Origin of the sequence: Halomonas sp. JB37 (genome assembly GCF_002332255.1) — a bacterium.
Taxonomy (GTDB): Bacteria; Pseudomonadota; Gammaproteobacteria; order Pseudomonadales; family Halomonadaceae; genus Vreelandella; species Vreelandella casei.
Window position 1 is genome coordinate 1,045,964 of record NZ_NRGW01000001.1, and the last position, 19,813, is coordinate 1,065,776.

16 protein-coding genes are annotated in these 19,813 nt (G+C 53.6%); 12 read left to right on the forward strand and 4 right to left on the reverse strand.

Annotation, left to right across the window (positions count from 1 at the left end; genetic code table 11):
- Nucleotides 1-93: 93 nt before the first annotated feature.
- The 3 genes from CIK78_RS05020 to CIK78_RS05030 are packed head-to-tail and all read right to left on the reverse strand — an operon-like array spanning nucleotide 94 to nucleotide 3,523.
- A complete protein-coding gene (locus CIK78_RS05020; protein ID WP_096277824.1) occupies nucleotides 94-972 on the reverse strand; it encodes an NAD(P)-dependent oxidoreductase in 879 nt (292 codons plus the stop codon).
- 24 nt (nucleotides 973-996) lie between these two features.
- Complete coding sequence (locus CIK78_RS05025; protein WP_096277826.1) at nucleotides 997-1,965, reverse strand: GntR family transcriptional regulator; 969 nt, start codon at nucleotides 1,963-1,965, stop codon at nucleotides 997-999.
- 28 nt (nucleotides 1,966-1,993) lie between these two features.
- Nucleotides 1,994-3,523 carry an altronate dehydratase family protein gene (locus tag CIK78_RS05030; protein WP_096277828.1) on the reverse strand — a complete coding sequence of 510 codons (1,530 nt, stop codon included), beginning with the start codon at nucleotides 3,521-3,523 and terminating at the stop codon, nucleotides 1,994-1,996.
- 354 nt (nucleotides 3,524-3,877) lie between these two features.
- Here CIK78_RS05030 and CIK78_RS05035 point away from each other — a divergent pair, with 354 nt between their 5' ends.
- The 4 genes from CIK78_RS05035 (at nucleotide 3,878) to CIK78_RS05050 (ending at nucleotide 8,247) form a co-directional block, all read left to right on the forward strand.
- Nucleotides 3,878-5,011, forward strand: coding sequence for an iron-containing alcohol dehydrogenase (locus CIK78_RS05035; protein ID WP_096277830.1), 1,134 nt, complete (start codon nucleotides 3,878-3,880; stop codon nucleotides 5,009-5,011).
- A gap of 132 nt (nucleotides 5,012-5,143) precedes the next feature.
- Entirely contained in the window at nucleotides 5,144-6,130 is a 987-nt protein-coding gene (locus CIK78_RS05040) for a tripartite tricarboxylate transporter substrate binding protein (protein ID WP_096277832.1), read from the forward strand.
- A 9-nt stretch (nucleotides 6,131-6,139) separates the two neighbouring features.
- A complete protein-coding gene (locus tag CIK78_RS05045; protein ID WP_096277834.1) occupies nucleotides 6,140-6,754 on the forward strand; it encodes a tripartite tricarboxylate transporter TctB family protein in 615 nt (204 codons plus the stop codon).
- Entirely contained in the window at nucleotides 6,742-8,247 is a 1,506-nt protein-coding gene (locus CIK78_RS05050; protein ID WP_096277837.1) for a tripartite tricarboxylate transporter permease, read from the forward strand. The genes CIK78_RS05045 and CIK78_RS05050 overlap by 13 nt, the downstream gene beginning before the upstream one ends.
- Here the strand turns inward: CIK78_RS05050 and CIK78_RS05055 are convergent.
- On the reverse strand, nucleotides 8,242-9,228 hold the full coding sequence (locus tag CIK78_RS05055; protein ID WP_096277839.1) for a LysR substrate-binding domain-containing protein: 987 nt from the start codon (nucleotides 9,226-9,228) through the stop codon (nucleotides 8,242-8,244). The genes CIK78_RS05050 and CIK78_RS05055 overlap by 6 nt on opposite strands.
- A 157-nt stretch (nucleotides 9,229-9,385) precedes the next feature.
- On the opposite strand from CIK78_RS05055, the gene CIK78_RS05060 reads away from it, so the two are divergent.
- The 8 genes from CIK78_RS05060 to CIK78_RS05095 all read left to right on the forward strand — a co-directional run bounded on the left by CIK78_RS05060 (nucleotide 9,386) and on the right by CIK78_RS05095 (nucleotide 19,812).
- Nucleotides 9,386-10,783: a GntP family permease gene (locus CIK78_RS05060; protein ID WP_096282266.1), complete on the forward strand. Its 1,398-nt coding sequence runs from the start codon at nucleotides 9,386-9,388 to the stop codon at nucleotides 10,781-10,783.
- A gap of 96 nt (nucleotides 10,784-10,879) precedes the next feature.
- Entirely contained in the window at nucleotides 10,880-12,637 is a 1,758-nt protein-coding gene (locus CIK78_RS05065; RefSeq protein ID WP_096277841.1) for an IlvD/Edd family dehydratase, read from the forward strand.
- A 94-nt stretch (nucleotides 12,638-12,731) separates the two neighbouring features.
- Complete coding sequence (gene araD1, locus CIK78_RS05070) at nucleotides 12,732-13,727, forward strand: AraD1 family protein (protein ID WP_096277844.1); 996 nt, start codon at nucleotides 12,732-12,734, stop codon at nucleotides 13,725-13,727.
- Nucleotides 13,728-14,057: 330 nt separating this feature from the next.
- Nucleotides 14,058-15,287 carry an aldose epimerase family protein gene (locus tag CIK78_RS05075; RefSeq protein WP_096277846.1) on the forward strand — a complete coding sequence of 410 codons (1,230 nt, stop codon included), beginning with the start codon at nucleotides 14,058-14,060 and terminating at the stop codon, nucleotides 15,285-15,287.
- Between the two features lie 73 nt (nucleotides 15,288-15,360).
- A complete protein-coding gene (locus CIK78_RS05080; protein WP_096277849.1) occupies nucleotides 15,361-16,356 on the forward strand; it encodes an arabinose ABC transporter substrate-binding protein in 996 nt (331 codons plus the stop codon).
- A 59-nt stretch (nucleotides 16,357-16,415) separates the two neighbouring features.
- Complete coding sequence (gene araG / locus CIK78_RS05085; RefSeq protein WP_096277851.1) at nucleotides 16,416-17,909, forward strand: L-arabinose ABC transporter ATP-binding protein AraG; 1,494 nt, start codon at nucleotides 16,416-16,418, stop codon at nucleotides 17,907-17,909.
- A gap of 54 nt (nucleotides 17,910-17,963) precedes the next feature.
- Nucleotides 17,964-18,980 (forward strand): L-arabinose ABC transporter permease AraH, encoded by a 1,017-nt coding sequence (gene araH, locus CIK78_RS05090; protein ID WP_096277853.1) that lies wholly within the window; start codon nucleotides 17,964-17,966, stop codon nucleotides 18,978-18,980.
- A gap of 55 nt (nucleotides 18,981-19,035) precedes the next feature.
- A complete protein-coding gene (locus CIK78_RS05095; protein WP_096277855.1) occupies nucleotides 19,036-19,812 on the forward strand; it encodes an SDR family oxidoreductase in 777 nt (258 codons plus the stop codon).
- Nucleotide 19,813: the final 1 nt, after the last annotated feature.

Consider the following 19,813-nt stretch of genomic DNA (forward strand, 5'->3'; position numbering starts at 1 on the left):
ATTATTCTCCATACGATTATTCTTCACATGAGGTTCTTCACATGTAGTTCTTCGCGAGATGGCTCTTCAAAAAATTGTTATTGGCAGGTTCGGTTACTCATTGTGTCGTCTGAGTTGGCGTATCAAGGTGCTATGATCCAACTCGCCATCGCCTTGAGCGACGAGCTCTTCATAAAGCCCATTGACCAATGACGATACCGGCAGCTTAAGTCGCAGCTCTTCGGCTAATGCCATGGCCGTTTGGGTATCTTTTAACTGCCACTTTGACGGGCCGCCTGGGGAGAAATTTTCTTGTACCATGCGCTTGCCGTGGATCTTGAGAATTGTTGAGTCGGCAAAGCCGCCTTCCAGTGCCAACAGCATCTGCGCCGGGTCAGCGCCGCCGCGTTCGGCAAGTAATATGGCTTCTGCCACCGTAGCGATGGTATTGGCCACAATCATCTGATTCGCCAGCTTAACCAGCTCACCGCTGCCAGCGGGGCCCACGTGTACCGGCCGGCCGAGCGATAAGAGGATGTGTTCGACAGCTTTAAAGGCGGCGGCGTCACCTCCTGCCATAATCGCCAGGCTGCCATCGATGGCGCCTTGCTCACCCCCGGACACCGGTGCGTCTAAATAGTGGACCTGATAGGTGGCGGCTTCTGCCGCTTGGCGACGCGCAGTATCGACGGGAATGGAGCTCATGACGATTAAGGTCGCGCCCGGCCGCATGGATTGAAGCAGGCCATTGGTACCTAACAAAATGTCATCGCAAACAGGCCCTGAGCTGAGCATGACGATCACCACATCGCTGCCGCTCACGGCGTCTATAGGCGTTTCGACGATGCTGGCGCCCGTTGATTCTAAGCTTTCGGCTTTGTTTTTCGTGCGATTCCAAACACGCACTCTGTGCCCCGCTTTAGCCAAGCGTGCCGCCATAGGCGCGCCCATAATGCCTGTGCCAATAAAGCCGATAGTCTGTGACATTGTCATTGTTGGTTCCTCTGTCCATTTTAATTATTGCCGCAGATAAGGCGGTATATCGATATCTCCCGATTCTCTAAAGTGAATAAGACGATCAAGCACTTTAGATTCCGAGCGCTCTAAATGCGTTACCAGTGCTTTACCCGCCTGCTCTGGCCGCTGTTGGCGTATCTTTTCGAAGATACATAAATGCTCATCGAAAAAAGGATCTTGGTCGGGGAGTTTAAGCACGCGCCCAAGCAGGTGTTTACTGATGAGTAAAATAGGGTGAGTGCGCCTAAGCATATCCATTACCTCCTGATTGCCGCCTAAGCTAACGGCGCTATGGTGGAGGTCGTTTTCTAACGCATCGAGTAGCTCACCTTTAATATTAGGGTAGTTATCGGCGGCATCTTTAAGCTTGGCAATATAGCCGTTGAGCGTGCTTTCAGGCATATGCCGCGCCGCGCGGACAATCATATAAGGCTCTAGTTGGCGGCGTGCTTCATAAAGATTGTGTAGCCTCCCATTGTCGAGAGGCACAACGCTCCAGCTATTGTATTTAATCTTTTCGACCAGCCCGATGGACCGTAAATGGTGCAGAATCTGATGAGTGACCGTGCGACTTACGTTGAGTGATTTTGAAAGCTGCAGCTCGTTGAGCTCAAATGCGCCCTTAATCGAACATAGAACGATGTCATGTTCCACGCCGTCGATATGCGCCTGCCAGGAAACGGTACGATCTACTTGCGGGGCATAGCCTAACTGCTTGAAATCCCGCTCGCTAAGAGGGCGCCGGACGATCTCGCTAGGCGATGCACCCACCAAATAGCCGCGCCCTTCGAAGCGGCAGATGTACTGTTCTTCGTGTAAGCGGCTTAAGGTTTGACGAACGGGGGAGCGGCTAATGCTAAATAGCGCCGCTATGTTGCCCTCAAGCAGTACCAGGCCCGATTCAAGGCGATTGCCAACAATGCTCTGCTTAAGAGCCGTATAAAGTTGGTCGCGCAGCGTTTGTGTCATGATTAGCCCATTGCTCTTGAAACAACGCTTAGGTGACGGCACCTATCAGCCAAGGAACGAACTCATTATTACCGTAACCCAATGATTCGCTTGCGCTCATGTCACCTGAAGCAATCGCGATAATGCGTTCAAAAATTTCTTCCCCAACGCTTTCTACACTGCCAGTACCATCGACGATTACACCGCAGTTGATATCCATATCTTCATGCATTTTCTCATACATGGGCGTATTGGTGGCGAGCTTAAGGCAGGGCGCTGGTTTGAAACCTGACACCGACCCCCGCCCGGTGGTAAAGCACACCACCGTTGACCCGGACGCAATTTGGCCGGTCACGGAAATAGGGTCGTAGCCTGGGCTGTCCATAAAGTTAAAGCCGCGCGCAGTGATTTTTTCTGCATATTGCAGTACATCGTTAAGGCTTGAACTGCCGCCTTTTGCGACGGCGCCCAGCGATTTTTCTAGAATCGTTGAAAGCCCCCCCGCTTTATTGCCAGGCGAAGGGTTATTGTTTAACTCGGCACCGTTAATCTCAGTGTAATGCTTCCACCAAGTAATCCGATCCAGTAGTTTTTGCGCGACGCTTTCATCGATAGAACGGTCAATCAGCAGGTTTTCCGCGCCATAAATCTCAGGGGTTTCAGCTAGGATGACGCTGCCGCCTTGTTGCACGATGAGATCGGCGGCATGGCCAAGCGCTGGATTAGCGGTAATACCTGAATATCCATCCGAGCCCCCGCATTGTAACGCCACCACCAGGTGCTCTATGGAAGCCGGCGTGCGCTGTATTTTGCCGTGCTGAGCCGCCATCTGCATGACGTGATCGCAGGCTGTTTTGATACTAGTGCGCGTGCCGCCCGCGTCTTGAATATTGAAGTAGGCAAGTCTTGAGGCGTCTTCTAAGCCTTGGCGCTTAACGAGCGTTTTAACCTGATTTGTCTCGCAGCCCAGCCCAATAATAAGCACGAAGGCAAAATTAGCATGCTGTGCGTAGCCCGCGATCACGCGTTCAAGGAAGGTAAAACCCTCGGAGTCAGTGTTCATAGCACAACCCGAACCATGGGTAATCGCCACGACGCCGTCGAAGCCCATTTGGCTTAAGTCATCTGATTGATTAAGGATATCGGCGGCGGCTTTAGCCACCGTAGCAGAGCAGTTAACGGTGGAAAGAATACCAATGTAGTTGCGTGTACCTACGCTGCCATCAGCACGCTGAAAGCCTTGAAACGTGCGAGAAGAAGGCGCTGTTTCGGTTTTCGAGTGGGGCTTGAAATCTTTTAATGAAGAATTTAGCTCGATCATAGCGAGATTGTGAGTATGCACGTGCTCGCCGGGCTGTACATCCTGCGACGCTAGACCTATCAGTTGGCCATACTTATAAACGGCCTCACCTTTTTTGATATTAGTTAACGCAACTTTATGACCCGCATCGATATTCTCTGTGGCTAAGGTGCCATTTTTATCAATGGGAACACCTACCGGTACCGCTGTTGAGGCAACGCCTACGTTATCTCTTGGGTTTAGATGAATAATAACGGACGGGGAATTAATGAGTTCCATCGTTTACCTCAAACTGATTGTTGGGCTTTTGATGCGATGACTAGGCACAGGCTCAAAAGCGATCATTGTGGGAGCACTCTACCAAGCAGGCCGCGTACGTCGATTAGACTATCGTCCTATGTAATGGTCATTGAATGCAATGTTCATTTGTTCTAGATTGCTCTCAGCGACTAAGTGCAAGGCAGGTATTAGCTGCTTTAGCCACTGGCCATATCGGTAAAGAGTATTTTTTCGTAAAGGGCTTGGCAGGCACAAAATACGTTACTAGACTGTTGTTGTGCAGTCATACTGTATGACACCTTTTGAGTCTGCATTGGTGTTTTGTTTTGCACCCAATAATAATGAGAAATTACAATGCCTTATATCATCAACTACCTGACTAAAATTCAATTTGGTGAGCATGCCATTGCGGAGCTAGCCAACGAGCTGCATCTGCTGCAGGTTAAAAGGCCGCTGTTTGTGACGGATAAAGGCCTCAGCGCCACCCCCGTTCTTGCGCAAGTCGTTGAGGCAGCACGGCTTAATGCAGATGCCTGTATTTTCGATGGCACTCCTTCAAACCCAACGGAAATAGCCGTAGAAAGCGCCTTGGCATTTTTAAAGGAAAATGACTGCGATGGCATTGTGGCCGTTGGTGGGGGCTCCAGCATCGATTTGGCTAAAGCGGTCGCGTTACTTTTTAATCATCCCGCGCCATTGCGCCAATACGCTGCGATTGAAGGCGGCGTTGCAAAAATTAATGCAGACGTGCTGCCCTTAATAGCGGTACCGACAACGGCCGGCACTGGCAGTGAGGTAGGCAGAGCCTCTTTAATTACGATGAAAGATAATCGTAAGCTCGGCTTTCTTTCCCCATATCTGATTCCTGCGGTGGCTATCTGCGATCCTCGACTCACGCTCAGTTTGCCGCCGTTCTTGACCGCTGCTACGGGTATGGACGCCATCGCTCACTGCGTGGAAACTTTTTTAAGTCCCAAGATAAACCCTCCCGCCGAAGCGATTGCTTTGGATGGGCTGGCGCGTGCCAGCCAATATCTGGTAGAAGCCGTTGAAAACGGCGAAAACTTAACCGCTCGAAACGAAATGATGATGGCAGCCCTGGAAGGGGCGATGGCCTTTCAGAAGGGGCTTGGCGCGGTGCACTCCTTGTCTCATGCGTTAGGAGGCCTGCATGAGTTAAAGCTTCACCATGGCACGCTCAATGCCGTGTTGATGCCCACTGTGCTTAAGTTTAATCAGCCCGGCTGTGAGGAGAAATTTACTCGCCTTAAAGATGCTATGGGCCTCAACCCTGATGACGATTTAGTAAAAGCGTTTGAAAAGCTCAATGTGACATTGGGAATGCCCGCTAGTTTAAGCGAAATGGGGGTTACGGAAGAGCATCTGGACCAACTGGCTCAGTGGGCATTAGAAGATCACTCCACGGCGACCAATCCCAGAGCACCCTCGAAAGAAGATTTTTACAGCATGCTTAAAGACGCTTTCTAAGCGATAGGTCTCCCCACTTATTTAACTGAGAAAGCAGACGTTGTTAGAAAAGAAAGTCCTAAAGCATTAACCCGTGACGTTTCCAAAAAAGATAATTGACGCTAAGCAACCCATGACCAAAGGAAAGTGAATATGACAACTATAAATAATTCTCTTAAATCTATGCTTGTTTCAGGTGTTGCCGCGGCGGTGATGGTGGCATCAGGCGCGGCCCTGGCCGACTACCCTGAACGTCCTATCACGCTGATTGTACCGTGGGCGGCTGGCGGCGGTACCGATGCGACAGCGCGCACGATTGCGCGCGCGCTTGAAGATGAAATCGGGCAAAAAGTTAACGTGGTAAACCGCACCGGTGGCAGTGGCGTGGTGGGCCATACCGCGATGATTAACGCCGCACCAGATGGCTATACGATTGGCTTAGCAACAGGCGAAGTCAATATGATGCACTGGCAGGGTTTAACCGACCTTACCTATGAAGATTTTACACCGATTGCTCAGGTCAACTATGACTTTCCGGGCATACAGGTCGCCGCCGATTCCCCCTATGAAAGCCTTCAAGATCTGATTGATGCTATTAAGAACGAGCCCAAAGGCACCTTCACCGCGTCTGGTACGGGTCAAGGCGGCGTCTGGCACTTGGCCTTTGCGGGCTTCTTGATGGATCAAGGTGTCCCTGCAGATCAAGTGATCTGGATCCCGAGTGAGGGTGCTGCGCCAGCGATGATTGAGCTAGTGTCCGGCGGCATTGATATTGTGCCCAGCTCAGTGCCAGAAGCGCGCTCAATGATGGAAGCTGGGCGCGTCAAAAGTTTCGCCGTTATGTCCCCTGAGCGTATTGATAGCTTTCCCGATATTCCTACCACCCAAGAACTGCTTGACAGTAACTATCAAGTAGGTGAGTGGCGCGGCATTGCAGGCCCCAAAGGGATGGACCCAGAGGTTGTCGCCACGCTTGAGGCCGCGCTGGAATCCGCCTACAACAGCGATACGTATCAAGACTTTATGCATCAGCAAGGCTTCGGTACTGAATGGCGCAATGCTGAAGACTTTGGCCAGCTGATGGCAGACATGGATACCGTTTTCGGCGAGATCGTTGAGCAAGTTGGCCTAGCTAACTAAGGAAAGAAAATGCGGGATGTCCTCATCGGAATAGGGTTTGTTATTGCTGGGGTGGTGACCATTTTCATCGCTCAGCAGTTTCCCACCCTACCTAGTCTCCAGTTCGGGCCCTCACTTTTCCCCTCCATCGTTGGAGGGGGATTTTGTATCGGCGGCGTCGTTCTCATGTTGAGCGGAATGTGGCAAAGGCACAGGGGGGCTGATCAAATGATGCAAGGTGAATTACAAGGCGCTGAACTAGCAACCACAGAATTAGAAACCAACGCTTTTGAAACCAACGCTTTTGAAAACAACGCTTTTGAAAACAACGCTTTTGAAACATCAGCACTAAACGCCACTGAGTCAGAAGGCGCTGAGCACCCATCAGGCAAAAAAAGCTGGGTAATGGTATTGCCGCCGCTAATGATTGTTTTTTACGTCTTGGCAAGCCCTTACATCGGCGCGCTGTTTGCCATGATGATCATTATGTTTTCACTCATGATGCTAAGAAAAACGGCCTTATACGTCGCCGTGGCGGCCTCTGTTGGTGTCTCACTGGCTATTTATTTTATTTTTTCACACTATCTTTTAGTGCCGTTACCTCAAGGCGTTTTATTAGGGGGTAGCTTGCCATGGACGCTTTGATTAATGGCTTTGCGTTAGTTTTAACGCTAGACACTATGTTAGTCATCATAGCGGCTTCGCTATTTGGCATCTTCGTCGGCGCCGTGCCTGGCCTAACGGCGACCATGGCCGTGGCGCTGCTAGTCCCGGTGACCTTCTATATGGACACGACGCCGGCTATCGCCGCTATTGTATCGACATCAGCAATGGCTATTTTTGCGGGTGATATTCCAGGTACTTATTTAAATATACCGGGAACGCCGGCATCGGCGGCTTACGTGACAGAGTCGTATTCGCTGGCGAAAAAAGGCAGGGCACGAGAAGTATTAGGTATCAACTTAGTCTGCTCAGTATTCGGCGGCATTTTTGGTACCGTCATCTTAATTGTGGTGGCTCAGTCTTTAGCGGAAGTGGCGTTAAAGTTCAGTGCGTTTGAATACTTTTGGCTTGCGGTATTGGGTTTAAGCTGTTCGATATTTATTTCGATTGGCTCTAAAACGAAAGCCTTTCTCTCATTGCTCTTTGGTATTCTGCTTTCGACCGTCGGTCTCGATATGATGAGTGGCGCTCCGCGCTTTACCTTTGGCGTGCCTGACCTAATGGCGGGGGTCAACTTTATACCGGTGATGATTGGTATGTTTGCTCTGAATGAGCTGATGAACTACTACAGCTCAAAGTCTGAGAAAAAGACCATCAATATTGTTGCCACGGACAGCGTGTTTCATAACGTGCCGAGACATACGAAGCGCTATTGGCGAAATATGCTGCGCGGCAGCTCAATCGGTACATTGATTGGCGCTTTGCCCGGCGCAGGGGCCGACATTGCTGCCTGGATTGCCTATGCCGTGGGCAAAAGCCGGTCGAAGGACAAAGCGAAGTATGGCACCGGGCATATAGAGGGCATTGTTGATGCAAGCTCTGCGAATAACTCCGGCCTGAGCGGGGCGTGGGTGCCGGCATTGGTGTTCGGTATTCCGGGTGACTCCATTACCGCTATCGTGATTGGCGTGCTGTACATGAAAGGCATGAATCCTGGTCCCACCATTTTTATGGATGGTTCAGGACTGATCTATGCCTTATTTATCGTGTTTATCATCGCTAATTTAATGATGCTTCCCATTGGCTATATGGCGATTAGGTTATCGAAGTTCTTTATCCTGACCCCCAGCCGCGTCTTAATGCCGATTATCTTATGCTTTTGTATCGTTGGTGCTTTTGCGATCAATAACAGCATTGTCGATGTTTGGATAATGCTGGTGATTGGGCTGGTGGCTTATGTGCTTGCCGTCAATGGATTCCCAATGGCACCAGCCATTCTGGGGCTAGTACTAGGCTCAACGGTCGAAAATAACTTTATGAGCGCAATGCTGCGCACCGGTGGCGACTTAACTAGCTTTTTCGCGCGCCCCATCAGCGCGGGGTTGGGTATTGCTGTGATTGTGTTGTGGTGTTCGCCTCTTCTGGTTAAGGCGTATCGCTACCAAAAATCTAGATCAGCGAGAGCCTCTTCATAACGCACGATCATTATCACAGCCATGATGTGGTGCCGCAGGAGAAGATCCTAACGCGATAATGTCACGCAGTGTGCTCATTAACGCGGCGGCCCCGGGAGAGAGGCGCTGATTGCGTAAGCTTACCAGCCCGTATGGCTGAACGCTGAGCGCCTCGCTAAACGGTAATAGGTGAAAGCGCTGCGGTGCACATAGCAGATTGGCGGTTTCCCGGGTGGTGACGGTGATCGTGTCTGATTTATCAACCAGCGCGAGCGAGAGCAGTACATCGGCGGTGTCTACTATCTGGCTAGGGGGCGCTACCTGATGATGCAAAAAGAGGCTGTCTACACGCTGGCGCATGAGGGCGCCAGCAGGCTGTAGCGTCCATGGGTAGTCCGCCATATCGGTCAAGCTCAGTGACGTTTTGTCGGCTAGTGGGTGGCCTTGGCGACATACAAAGCAGAGCTCTTCTTCGCCAATTTCTTCAAAGACGAAGCGCTCTATATCAAAGCCTGCCTGGATACGTGTAATCGCAAAATCTAGCTCGCCCTCAAGCAGGCGCGGCACGAGTGTTTTACTGACATCGACATCAACGCGAATTTTTAACCCTGGCCGCTCTCTATGCACGCGCTCGATAGCGCTGGTGAGCAGCGTGACCGCTGGTGCCATCACGGTACCGACGGCAACCGTTCCGGCATTGCCGTCACGTAATGCATTTAGCTCTTCGCCGGTGTGGCGTAATGCCGACAGTATGCTGTGGGCGTGGCGAATCATTATTTCGCCGTACCAGTTAGGTGTTAACCCGCGGGCGTGTCGATCAAATAAACGAATCCCCAGATTTGTTTCTAGGTCGCTGAGTAGCTTTGAGGCCGCGGGCTGGCTCATGTTGAGCTGAGCCGCTGCCCTATGCAGATTACGCTGCTCATCAAGCGCCAAAAATAACTGAAAGTGACGCAACTTTAGTCTCACGTGGAGAAACCAGTTTTCATCGAGTACGCCCATGGAATAAGCCTTGTTGTGTGCGTGATAACTAAAAGTATATCGATATTGGCAGTTTTTGGCATTGGTTGGTTATTGCGTGGCTGCCTATAGTGGATTTGCTTTGGTGATTGCCAGTAACGGCAACACCAATAACAACAAAATTTTAGGAAAAAACGCCATGCTAGAAACGACGCAAGCAGCAGGAGCTTCAACGTTAGCGCTTATGCTGATCGCAGCTGCTGCCATTATCATTTTGCTGTTGTTAATTATCAGAGTACGCCTTCATCCATTTTTTGCGCTTGTTATCGTCAGTATTGGCACTGCATTGGCGACAGGTATTTCCGGCGCAGACTTAGTACCGACGCTTTTAGGAGGGTTTGGTAAGACGCTAGGCAACGTTGCGCTATTAATTGGCTTTGGTGCGGTACTAGGGCGGATTGTCGCTGTATCCGGCGGCGCTCAGGTGCTGGCCGATACGTTGATCAAGCTATTTGGCCATAGCCGGGCGCCGTTAGGGCTTTCCATTGCCTGCCTGTTATTTGGCTTTCCCATTTTTCTTGATGCCGCATTCGTTGTCATGCTTCCGGTCATTTATTCCGTGGCAAGAGAGCTAAAAGCGTCTTTATTACTCTATGGGTTACCGGCTGCAGGCGCCTTCTTGGTGATGCATGCGCTGGTGCCGCCGCATCCTGGGCCGGTTGCCGCCGCCGTTTTTCTTCAAGCGGATATTGGGCAAGTGCTGTTTATCGCCCTGCTTGTTGGATTACCGACGTGGTATCTGATGGGGTACCGGCTGTCACTGATACTGGCCAATCGTATGCCGTTTCAAGCGGTGCCCAATCTTATGGGCGGAAGCAATGCAGAAGTGCCGGCAGACAAGCGCCCCGCGTTTCGTACCGTACTACTGGTGCTGCTATTGCCGCTGGTACTTATTTTCCTCAATACGGGCCTTTCGACACTTTCTCATAGCGGCATGGTGGATGCAGACAATCCGCTGATTCAAGGGTTGATCTTGATCGGTGAAACGCCCATCGCGATGCTGATCAGTACCTGTATTGCTATGTGGCTATTGGTGATTCGTTCGCCACAGCGTGAAGCGATTGGATCTATTAATGAGACAGTTGAACAAGCGTTATCGCCTGTTTGTAGCATTATCTTAATCACCGGCGCAGGCGGCATGTTCGGCGGCGTACTGACCGCCAGTGGTATCGGCGACGCGTTGGCCGATAGCCTGCAAAGCTATGGCTTGCCGATCATCCTGGCAGGCTACGTGATCGCTTCAGTGATCCGTATTGCGCAAGGCTCGGCAACAGTTGCTGGCACTACGGCCGCCGGAATTATGGCGCCCGTTGTATTGGCAGACCCATCGCTTTCAGGCTTACCCGCAGCCTGCATTGCCGTGGCCATCGTCGCGGGTGCCATTGGTTATTCTCATGTCAATGACTCTGGATTCTGGCTGGTAGGTCGTTTTTTAGGTGTGGATACCAAAACCATGCTGAAGACCTGGACCGTCATTTCAATCGGAATTTCATTGATGGCGTTTGGTTTAGCGTGGCTGGTGTTCTCACTGGTGTAACTAAGATGTTGTGACTAAGAGCGTCACCAAATCTGTATGGATTGACCACTAATAAAAACATTGAGCTGCAGACAGTTCGAGACCGAGGAGAAGAATATGAGTGATTCATCAAATGTTAATAAGCCAAAACTGCGCTCTGCCGAGTGGTTTGGTACCGCTGATAAGAACGGTTTCATGTACCGCAGTTGGATGAAAAATCAGGGCATCCCCGACCATGAGTTTCAGGGCAAGCCGATTATCGGTATCTGCAATACCTGGTCAGAGCTGACGCCGTGCAACGCGCATTTTCGAAAATTGGCAGAGCACGTTAAGAAGGGCATTTTAGAAGCGGGCGGCTACCCGGTCGAGTTTCCGGTGTTTTCTAACGGCGAGTCCAACCTGCGCCCGACCGCGATGTTTACGCGTAATTTAGCCAGCATGGATGTCGAAGAAGCCATCCGCGGCAACCCGATGGATGCCGTGGTGCTGCTGGTGGGCTGTGATAAAACCACCCCGGCGCTGCTGATGGGCGCAGCGAGTTGCGATATTCCCACTATCGTGGTCAGCGGTGGGCCGATGCTCAACGGCAAGCACAAAGGTAAGGATATTGGTTCTGGCACCGTGGTGTGGAAACTCTCTGAACAGGTTAAAGCGGGCGAAATATCGCTGCACGACTTTATGGCCGCCGAGGCCGGTATGTCACGCTCGGCCGGCACCTGCAACACCATGGGCACTGCTTCCACAATGGCCTGTATGGCGGAGGCATTAGGTACCTCGCTACCCCATAATGCGGCAATTCCTGCGGTAGATTCCCGCCGCTATGTGCTGGCACATCTTTCCGGTAACCGAATTGTTGAGATGGTCCATGAAGATCTGCGTCTCTCCAAAATTCTCACCAAGGAAGCCTTCGATAACGCCATTCGTACCAACGCGGCAATTGGAGGCTCCACCAACGCAGTGATTCACCTAAAAGCGATCGCCGGGCGGATCGGTGTGGATCTCACGCTAGACGACTGGAGCCGGGTAGGGCGCGGCACGCCCACGGTGGTTGACCTGCAGCCGTCGGGCCGTTTCCTGATGGAAGAGTTCTACTACGCGGGTGGCTTGCCAGCGGTACTCAAACGCCTGGGCGAAGCCGACCGGCTGCCCTTCAAAGATGCATTAACCGTTAACGGCAAAACCCTCTGGGAAAACGTCCAGGACGCCCCGCTTTATAACGACGAAGTGATTCGCCCGCTGGATAATCCTTTGACGGTAGACGGCGGCATCTGCGTGCTGCGCGGCAACCTATCTCCCAATGGTGCGGTGCTAAAGCCTTCGGCAGCAACGGCAGAACTGATGCAGCATCGCGGTCGTGCGGTGGTGTTTGAGGATTACGATGACTACAAAGCGCGCATCAACGACCCGGATCTGGACGTTGAAGCCGACGATATCTTGGTCATGAAGCACTGCGGCCCACGCGGCTATCACGGCATGGCGGAAGTGGGCAACATGGGCCTGCCGCCGAAGATTCTGGCTCAGGGTATTACCGACATGGTACGTATTTCCGATGCGCGTATGAGCGGTACGGCGTATGGCACCGTGGTGTTACATGTGGCACCAGAAGCGGCCGCAGGTGGCCCGCTGGCGGCCGTGCGTAACGGCGATATGATTGAGCTTGATTGCAACGGTGGGCGGCTGCACCTGGATATTAGCGATGCCGAGCTTGCCTCGCGCCTGGCCGAGAGCGACCCCACCGCAGCGTCAACGGTCATCGCCAGCCAGGGCGGCTATCGTCAGCTTTATATCGAACATGTGCTGCAAGCGGACGAAGGCTGTGATTTTGACTTTTTGGTCGGCTGCCGAGGCTCTGATGTACCGCGTCACTCGCATTAACCGTCAACATTAATCATCAATATTAACCGTCAACAGTAACCATCAGTATTAACAACAAAGTCATAACATCCGGTTATAAAAACAGGAGAACGGTATGCGTCTGATTCAGTGTTTACACGAAGGCCAATTGAGAGCCGCCATGGTCGAAAGCCCTCAACAGGTTCGGCTTATCAGCGGTAGCCAAGGAGTATATGGCTTGGCCCAGCAGGCTATCGCCGAGTCGCGCCCGTTAACGGAGGTTGTTGAGGCGGCATTGACCGAAGAGCGCTTAGATTATGCCGCGCTGATAGAAGCAAAGCAGCTACTCCCACCATTGACTCACTCAAGCCCAGCGAACTGCCTTGTGACGGGAACGGGGCTGACTCACCTGGGCAGTGCCGATACCCGCTCGGCCATGCATGCTAAGGCGCAGGCCAAAGAAAGTGAGCTGACTGACTCGATGCGCATGTTCAAGCTCGGCGTGGAAGGCGGCAAGCCCGAGAGCGGTGCGTGCGGCGCGCAGCCAGAGTGGTTCTATAAAGGCGATGGCAGCATTATTGTTAATCCAGAAGGCGAATTTCCGGTGCCAGCGTTTGCGCAAGACGCGGGCGAAGAGCCAGAACTGGCCGGGCTCTACTTAATTGATGGCGATGGGCAGCCCCGGCGGGTTGGCTATGCGATCGGCAATGAGTTTTCGGATCACGTGACCGAGCGCTTTAATTATCTGTGGCTGGCGCATTCAAAGCTGCGTGCCTGCAGCTTTGGCCCTGAGCTGCTGGTTGGCGAACTGCCTACGCACCTTGAAGGCACCAGCCGTATTGTGCGCGATGGTAAAACGCTGTGGGAAAAGCCGTTTCTGACCGGCGAGGCGAACATGGCGCATTCACTGGCCAATCTTGAACATCACCACTTCAAGTACGCTAACTTCCGCAGAGCGGGCGATGTGCACGTGCATTACTTTGGCACGGCCACGCTTAGCTTTGCCGACAGCGTGAAAACCCAGCAAGGCGACCGCTTCGAGATCGACCTGCCCGAGTTTGGCCGTCCGCTGCGTAACACACTGCGCTTTAGCAGTGATGATGAAGCGATTGTCACGGTGCGTTCACTCTAAATTTCTGGTCATGTGAGAGGCCGCCAGTGCTCTCGCCAGTACTATCGCCAGTCTGATGGAGCCGGTGGCTCCATCGTGAGAGTGCTTATTCGATGCAAAAGAGTGAGCAGTGGGGCAACTTTAGTCGCGTATCTAGAAACCCGTTCTCATCGAGAATGCCCATGGGATAAGCCTTGAATTGTTATTGATACTTAGACGTATATCGATAGTGATGTATTTGTATATTGGTTGGTTATGAAAGACGTGGCTACTGTAGTGATTGAATCGGTATTAATAGCACTGACCTAACAACAAAAAGCTAACAACAAAAATCCCACCAGGAGGAAGCTCATGCCTCTCATGTCCAGCCAACGATTAAAAAACGGTTCTCCTCTGCTGCTCAGCGCTATCGCCGTGTTGCTGCTGATAAACGCCGCGCAAGCCCAGGACAATGCTGAAACTGACACGACGAGTAAAGCCGACAACAGCGTCCAGACGTCGGTGTTTGGTCACTTGCCCGATGGTCGCCAGGTCGATGTCTATCAGTTCACTAACGCCAATGGGATTGAGCTGCGGGTGACCAACTATGGCGGCATCATTCTGTCGCTGAAAACCCCTAATCTGACGGGCGAGTTTGATGATATAGCGCTGGGCTTCGACGCCTTGGAAGCGTATCTCTCCGATGAGTACCGACAGGCCAGCCCTTACTTCGGTGCCATCATTGGCCGCTACGGCAATCGTATCGCGGATGGCCAGTTCTCGCTTGATGGGGAAAACTACTCATTGGCCACCAACGATGGTAGCAACCACCTGCACGGCGGCCAGAAAGGGTTCGACAAAGTGCTGTGGCAGGCTGAGCCGTTTGAGAATGATTCGGGCACTGGGCTTGTGTTGCGCTATACCAGTGAGGATGGCGAAGAGGGCTACCCCGGCAGGTTGGAGACCGAAGTGACCTACACCCTGACCGATAATGACGAACTGATGGTGGATTATCGGGCGGTGACTGACAAAGCCACACCGATTAACCTCACCCAGCACAGCTACTTCAACCTTAAGGGCGAGGGTAGCGACACCATTCTCGATCATCAGCTAATGATTAACGCCCCTGCGTTTACCCCGGTCAACGACACGCTGATCCCTACCGGCGAGATTCGCCCGGTAGACGGCACGCCGTTCGACTTTACCCAGGCGACGCCTATCGGCGAACGGATTGAGCAGGACAACAAACAGCTCGCTTTCGGCGGCGGTTATGACCACAACTTTGTGCTGGCCCGTGATAACGCAGCATCGGATGAACTCGTTGTGGCTGCCAAGGTGTGGGAGCCGCAGAGTGGGCGCATGGTGGAAATCACCACCACCGAACCCGCGATCCAATTCTACTCTGGCAACTTTCTTGACGGCAGCCTGACCGGTAAGCAGGGCCAGGCCTACGGGCACCGCTCGGGTTTTGCCCTGGAAACTCAGCACTATCCTGATTCCCCCAATCAGGAAGCGTTTCCCAGCACGATCCTAGAGCCGGGTGATACGTACCGCTCGCGTACGGTATACCGCTTTTCGGCACAGCAGGATTTTGAAGAATAACCACCCCAATGGGTTGGTAATAAAAGATTGAAATATCAATAAAAATAACGTTAAAAATTGCAGGAGCATAACAATGAGAGTGACTAAGACATTTAGCCGTTTAGCACTTGGAAGCGCCATCATGCTGGCCTCGCTGGGATCAGTACAGGCTCAGGAAGACGAGGTGAAAATTGGCTTTATTGTTAAAAAACCGGAGCAGGCATGGTTTATTAACGAACAACAGGCCGCTACGGCGATCGGTGAAGAACTCGGTTTCGACGTGGTACGCCTGAGCGGCGAAGATGGCCAGGAAGTGCTCACCGCCATTGACAACCTCTACGCCCAGGGTGCGGACGGCTTTGTGATCTGCCCGCCGGACGTGCGTCTAGGGCCCGCGATCATGAACCGTGCCAACCAGTACAATATGAAAGTGGTCACTGTAGATGACCAGTTTGTTAACTCGAGCGGTGAGCCGATGGAAGGCGTACCGCACCTAGGCATGTCAGGTTATAAGATTGGCCAGCAGGCAGGCGATGCGATTGCTGCCGAGATGGAGGCGCGCGGCTGGGATCCCGAAAAAGTCGCCGCGCTACGCATTACCAATAACGAGCTACCCACTGCCGTTGAGCGTACCGACGGTGCGACCGCCGCCCTCCTTGACGCAGGCTTTCCTGAAAGCAACATCTTCGATGCGCCCCAGCAAAACAGCGATACTACAAGCGCCTTTTCGGCGGCATCCCCGGTGCTCTCTCAACGTGGCGATTATGAGCACTGGGTGATCTATGCCCTTAACGAGGAAAGTGTGTTGGGTGGCGTCCGGGCCACTGAGCAGTACGGCCTAGCGGCCGAAGACGTGATTGGTGTGGGTATTAACGGTTCCGGTGCTGCCTTTGCCGAGTTCTCACGCGATAACCCCACTGGCTTTCACGGCACAGTCGCGGTCAGCTCTACCATGCACGGCCGTCAGACCTCAGAAGATCTCTATCGCTGGATTAGCGAGGACACACAACCGCCGGCCAATACCGAAACCTCAGGTGTCTTAATGACGCGTGACAACTGGCAGGAAGTACGCGCAGAGCTGGGTTTGTGACGTGCATGTTTGTGAAGCACATGATCTGTAACGGTAAGTGACCGCGGGAGTTTTGACGCATGTCTGATGCTTATCTACGTTTCGACGCGATTAGCGTCGTCTTCCCTGGGGTGCGCGCGCTGGATAAGGTGAGCTTTGGCGCTCAAACCGGTCAAGTACATGCACTGATGGGTGAGAACGGTGCGGGTAAATCCACCTTGCTCAAAGTGTTGAGCGGCGTTAATCGCATGGCGGAGGGAGCGCTGTGGATAAACGGCCAGCGCCATGTGTTCGGTAACGCCCGAGAAGCGCTGCGGGAAGGGATCGCCATCATCTATCAGGAGCTGACGCTCTCGCCCAATATGTCGGTGGCCGAGAACCTGCTACTGGGCCAGCTTCCCACGCGGCGAGGCTTTGTTAACCGCCGCGAGTTGCGCGAAAAAGCGCTGGCAATTCTGGCCGACCTTGGCGAGGGGAATATCCACCCCTCGACCAAGGTGCGCGATCTCTCCATCGGCCAACAGCAGATGATTGAGATTGGCCGCGCACTGTTGCGCGACGCCAAGATCATCGCCTTCGATGAACCCACCAGTAGCCTCTCTATTCAAGAGACCCGTCAGCTAAAGCGCATCGTCAAACGGCTGCGCGACGAGGGGCGGGTAGTGCTCTACGTGACACACCGCATGGAAGAAGTATTCGAGATGTGCGATGCGGTCACGATCTTCCGCGATGGCCAGCATATTCGCACACACGAGGATATCTCGGTGCTCAACCACGACCTCCTGGTGAGTGAGATGGTGGGCCGGGATATCAACGATGTTTACGGCTATCGCCCTCGCGAACATGGTGACGTGATTTTGAACGTCGAGGGCATTCAGGGGCGCGGTCTCAAGGCGCCGGTCAGTTTCTCCGTTAAGCGCGGTGAAGTGTTTGGGCTGTTTGGTCTCGTCGGTGCCGGACGCAGCGAGTTGCTACGGCTGGTCTGCGGAGTCGAGGCGACCAAAGCAGGCAGTGTGCAATTCAACGGCGAGGTGCGACGGTTTAAAAGCCCTCAGGATGCCATCCGCGCGGGGATTGCCATGTGCCCGGAGGATCGTAAGTCCCAGGGTATATTCCCGGTGGCCAGCGTGGCCGACAACCTCAATATCAGCTGTCGACGCTTTTTTAAACGCTGGGGAATGTTCCGCCATCCTGGCCGTGAGCGGCGTAATGCCGAGTCGTATATCCAGCAACTCAGCGTTAAAACGCCGGGCCCGCGAACGCCCATTGGTAAGCTCTCGGGGGGTAATCAGCAGAAGGTAATTCTGGCCCGCTGGCTGGCTGAAGAGATTGATCTGTTCGTGATGGATGAACCGACCCGAGGCATCGACGTGGGCGCGCGGCGAGATATTTACTCGCTGCTTTACGACCTGGCCGAACAAGGCAAAAGCATCGTGGTGATTTCCAGCGACCTAGCGGAAGTCAGCTCTATTTGCGACCGCATCGCGGTGATGCGCGATGGGGAGCTGGTGGACGTGGTGCCGCGAGAATCGGCCACTCCCGAACGACTATTGGGGCTGGCATTACCCGCCTAAGTCGGCTTTTTTCAGCCCGCTTGCTCTTAAAAGAACACGCTCAGGACGACAACCATGACAACGAACGATGTAACCCAAGGCGATGGCCATGAGGCGCCTGCTCGCCCGGCGGGGCGCCAAGGGCTTATCAAGCCGCTACGTACACTGCTCGACACCTCGGGCATGATTGCGATTTTTTTGTTGTTGTTTATCACCCTAGCGGTGCTCATCCCCGATTTCCTAACTGGCCGCAATATGGTCGGGTTGCTGCTGTCGGTGACGCTGATCGGTAGTTTAGCGGCCACCATGATGTTGGTATTGGCGCTGGGTGAGGTGGATCTCTCGGTGGCCTCTACGGTGGCCTTTGCAGGGGTGGTAGCCGCGACGGTGACCACCAGTACCGGTAGCGTGTTTGTCGGTGTAATGGGAGGCATTCTTGCTGGCGGCGCGGTAGGCGCCTTTAACGGCCTAGTCATTGCCAAGTTCGGCATTAACTCGCTGATCGCGACGCTGGCGGCGATGGAGTTTGTGCGCGGGTTGGCTTACATCACCTCTGGCGGTGACGCTGTGATGATTACCGTGCCGGGCTTTTTTGACCTCGGCAGCGCCTCCTTTCTCGGTCTAACCCTGCCGGTATGGACGATGCTGGCCTGCTTTGTGATCTTTGGTGTGATACTCAATATGACGGCCTTCGGGCGCAATGTACTGGCTACTGGCGGTAACTCAGAGGCCGCCGCGTTGGCGGGGGTCAACGTCCGCCGTCTCAAGATTATTGTTTTTGGCCTCCAGGGTGTGGTGGCTGGGGTCGTAGGGGTGCTGCTGGCCTCGCGCATGGGTCTGGGCGACCCCAATACCTCCATGGGCCTGGAACTGGCGGTGATCTCCGCCTGTGTACTGGGCGGGGTCGCGCTGTCGGGCGGTGTGGCGACGATCACCGGCGTGGTGGTCGGGGTGCTGATCATGGGTTGCGTGCAAAATGCGATGGGCTTGCTCAACGTGCCGACGTTTTACCAGTACCTAGTCCGCGGTGGGATTTTACTGCTGGCGGTGATGTTTGATCGCTGGAAGCAGACCCGCCGTCAACGGGCCTGACAGGCGCACATTAATGCTTGATTGGCTAACTGAAAAGAAGACGTGAGGTGGGGTAATGACCGCTAGATTGGCCGCTAAGCATATCCTGGTGACCGGGGCAGCCACCGGCATCGGTCGCGCCATCGCCGAGGTCTGCGTGCAGGAAGGAGCTACAGTCGCCTTGCTGGATCGGGATGGCGCTAGCGTCGAATGCCTAGTGGCTAAGCTGCGTAGCGAAGGCTATAAGGCTCTGGCGTTAGTCGCCGATATTGCCGATCGTGCTGCGGTGGAGGCCGCCGTGGCGAGGGCGCGTGAGATTAACGGGCCCTTTACTACCCTGGTTAATAACGCCGGGATGAATGTCTTTCATGAGCCGCTCGCCATGCCGGATGAGGCCTGGCGACAGTGCCTCGCTGTCGATCTGGAAGGTGCCTGGTACTGTAGTCGGGCGGTGTTACCGGATATGTTGGAACAGGGCGGTGGTGCCATTATCAACATTGCCTCTACGCATAGCTTCTCGATTATCCCCGGCTGCTTTCCCTACCCGGTGGCTAAGCATGGTTTGATTGGTCTGACGCGGGCACTCGGCATTGAGTACGCCGCTCAAGGCGTCCGGGTCAATGCGATTGCGCCGGGCTATATCGCCACCCCGGCGGTGGAGATGCATTGGCAGACATTCGATGACCCTGGCGCGGCGCGAGCGCATATCGAAGCCTTGCTGCCGCCTGGGCGGCTTGGGGAGCCCAAGGAAGTGGCGATGACGGTCGTTTTTCTGGCCTCAGATGAAGCGCCCTTTATCAACGCAAGCTGCCTGACCATTGATGGTGGGCGCAGCGTGGTCTATCACGATTGAA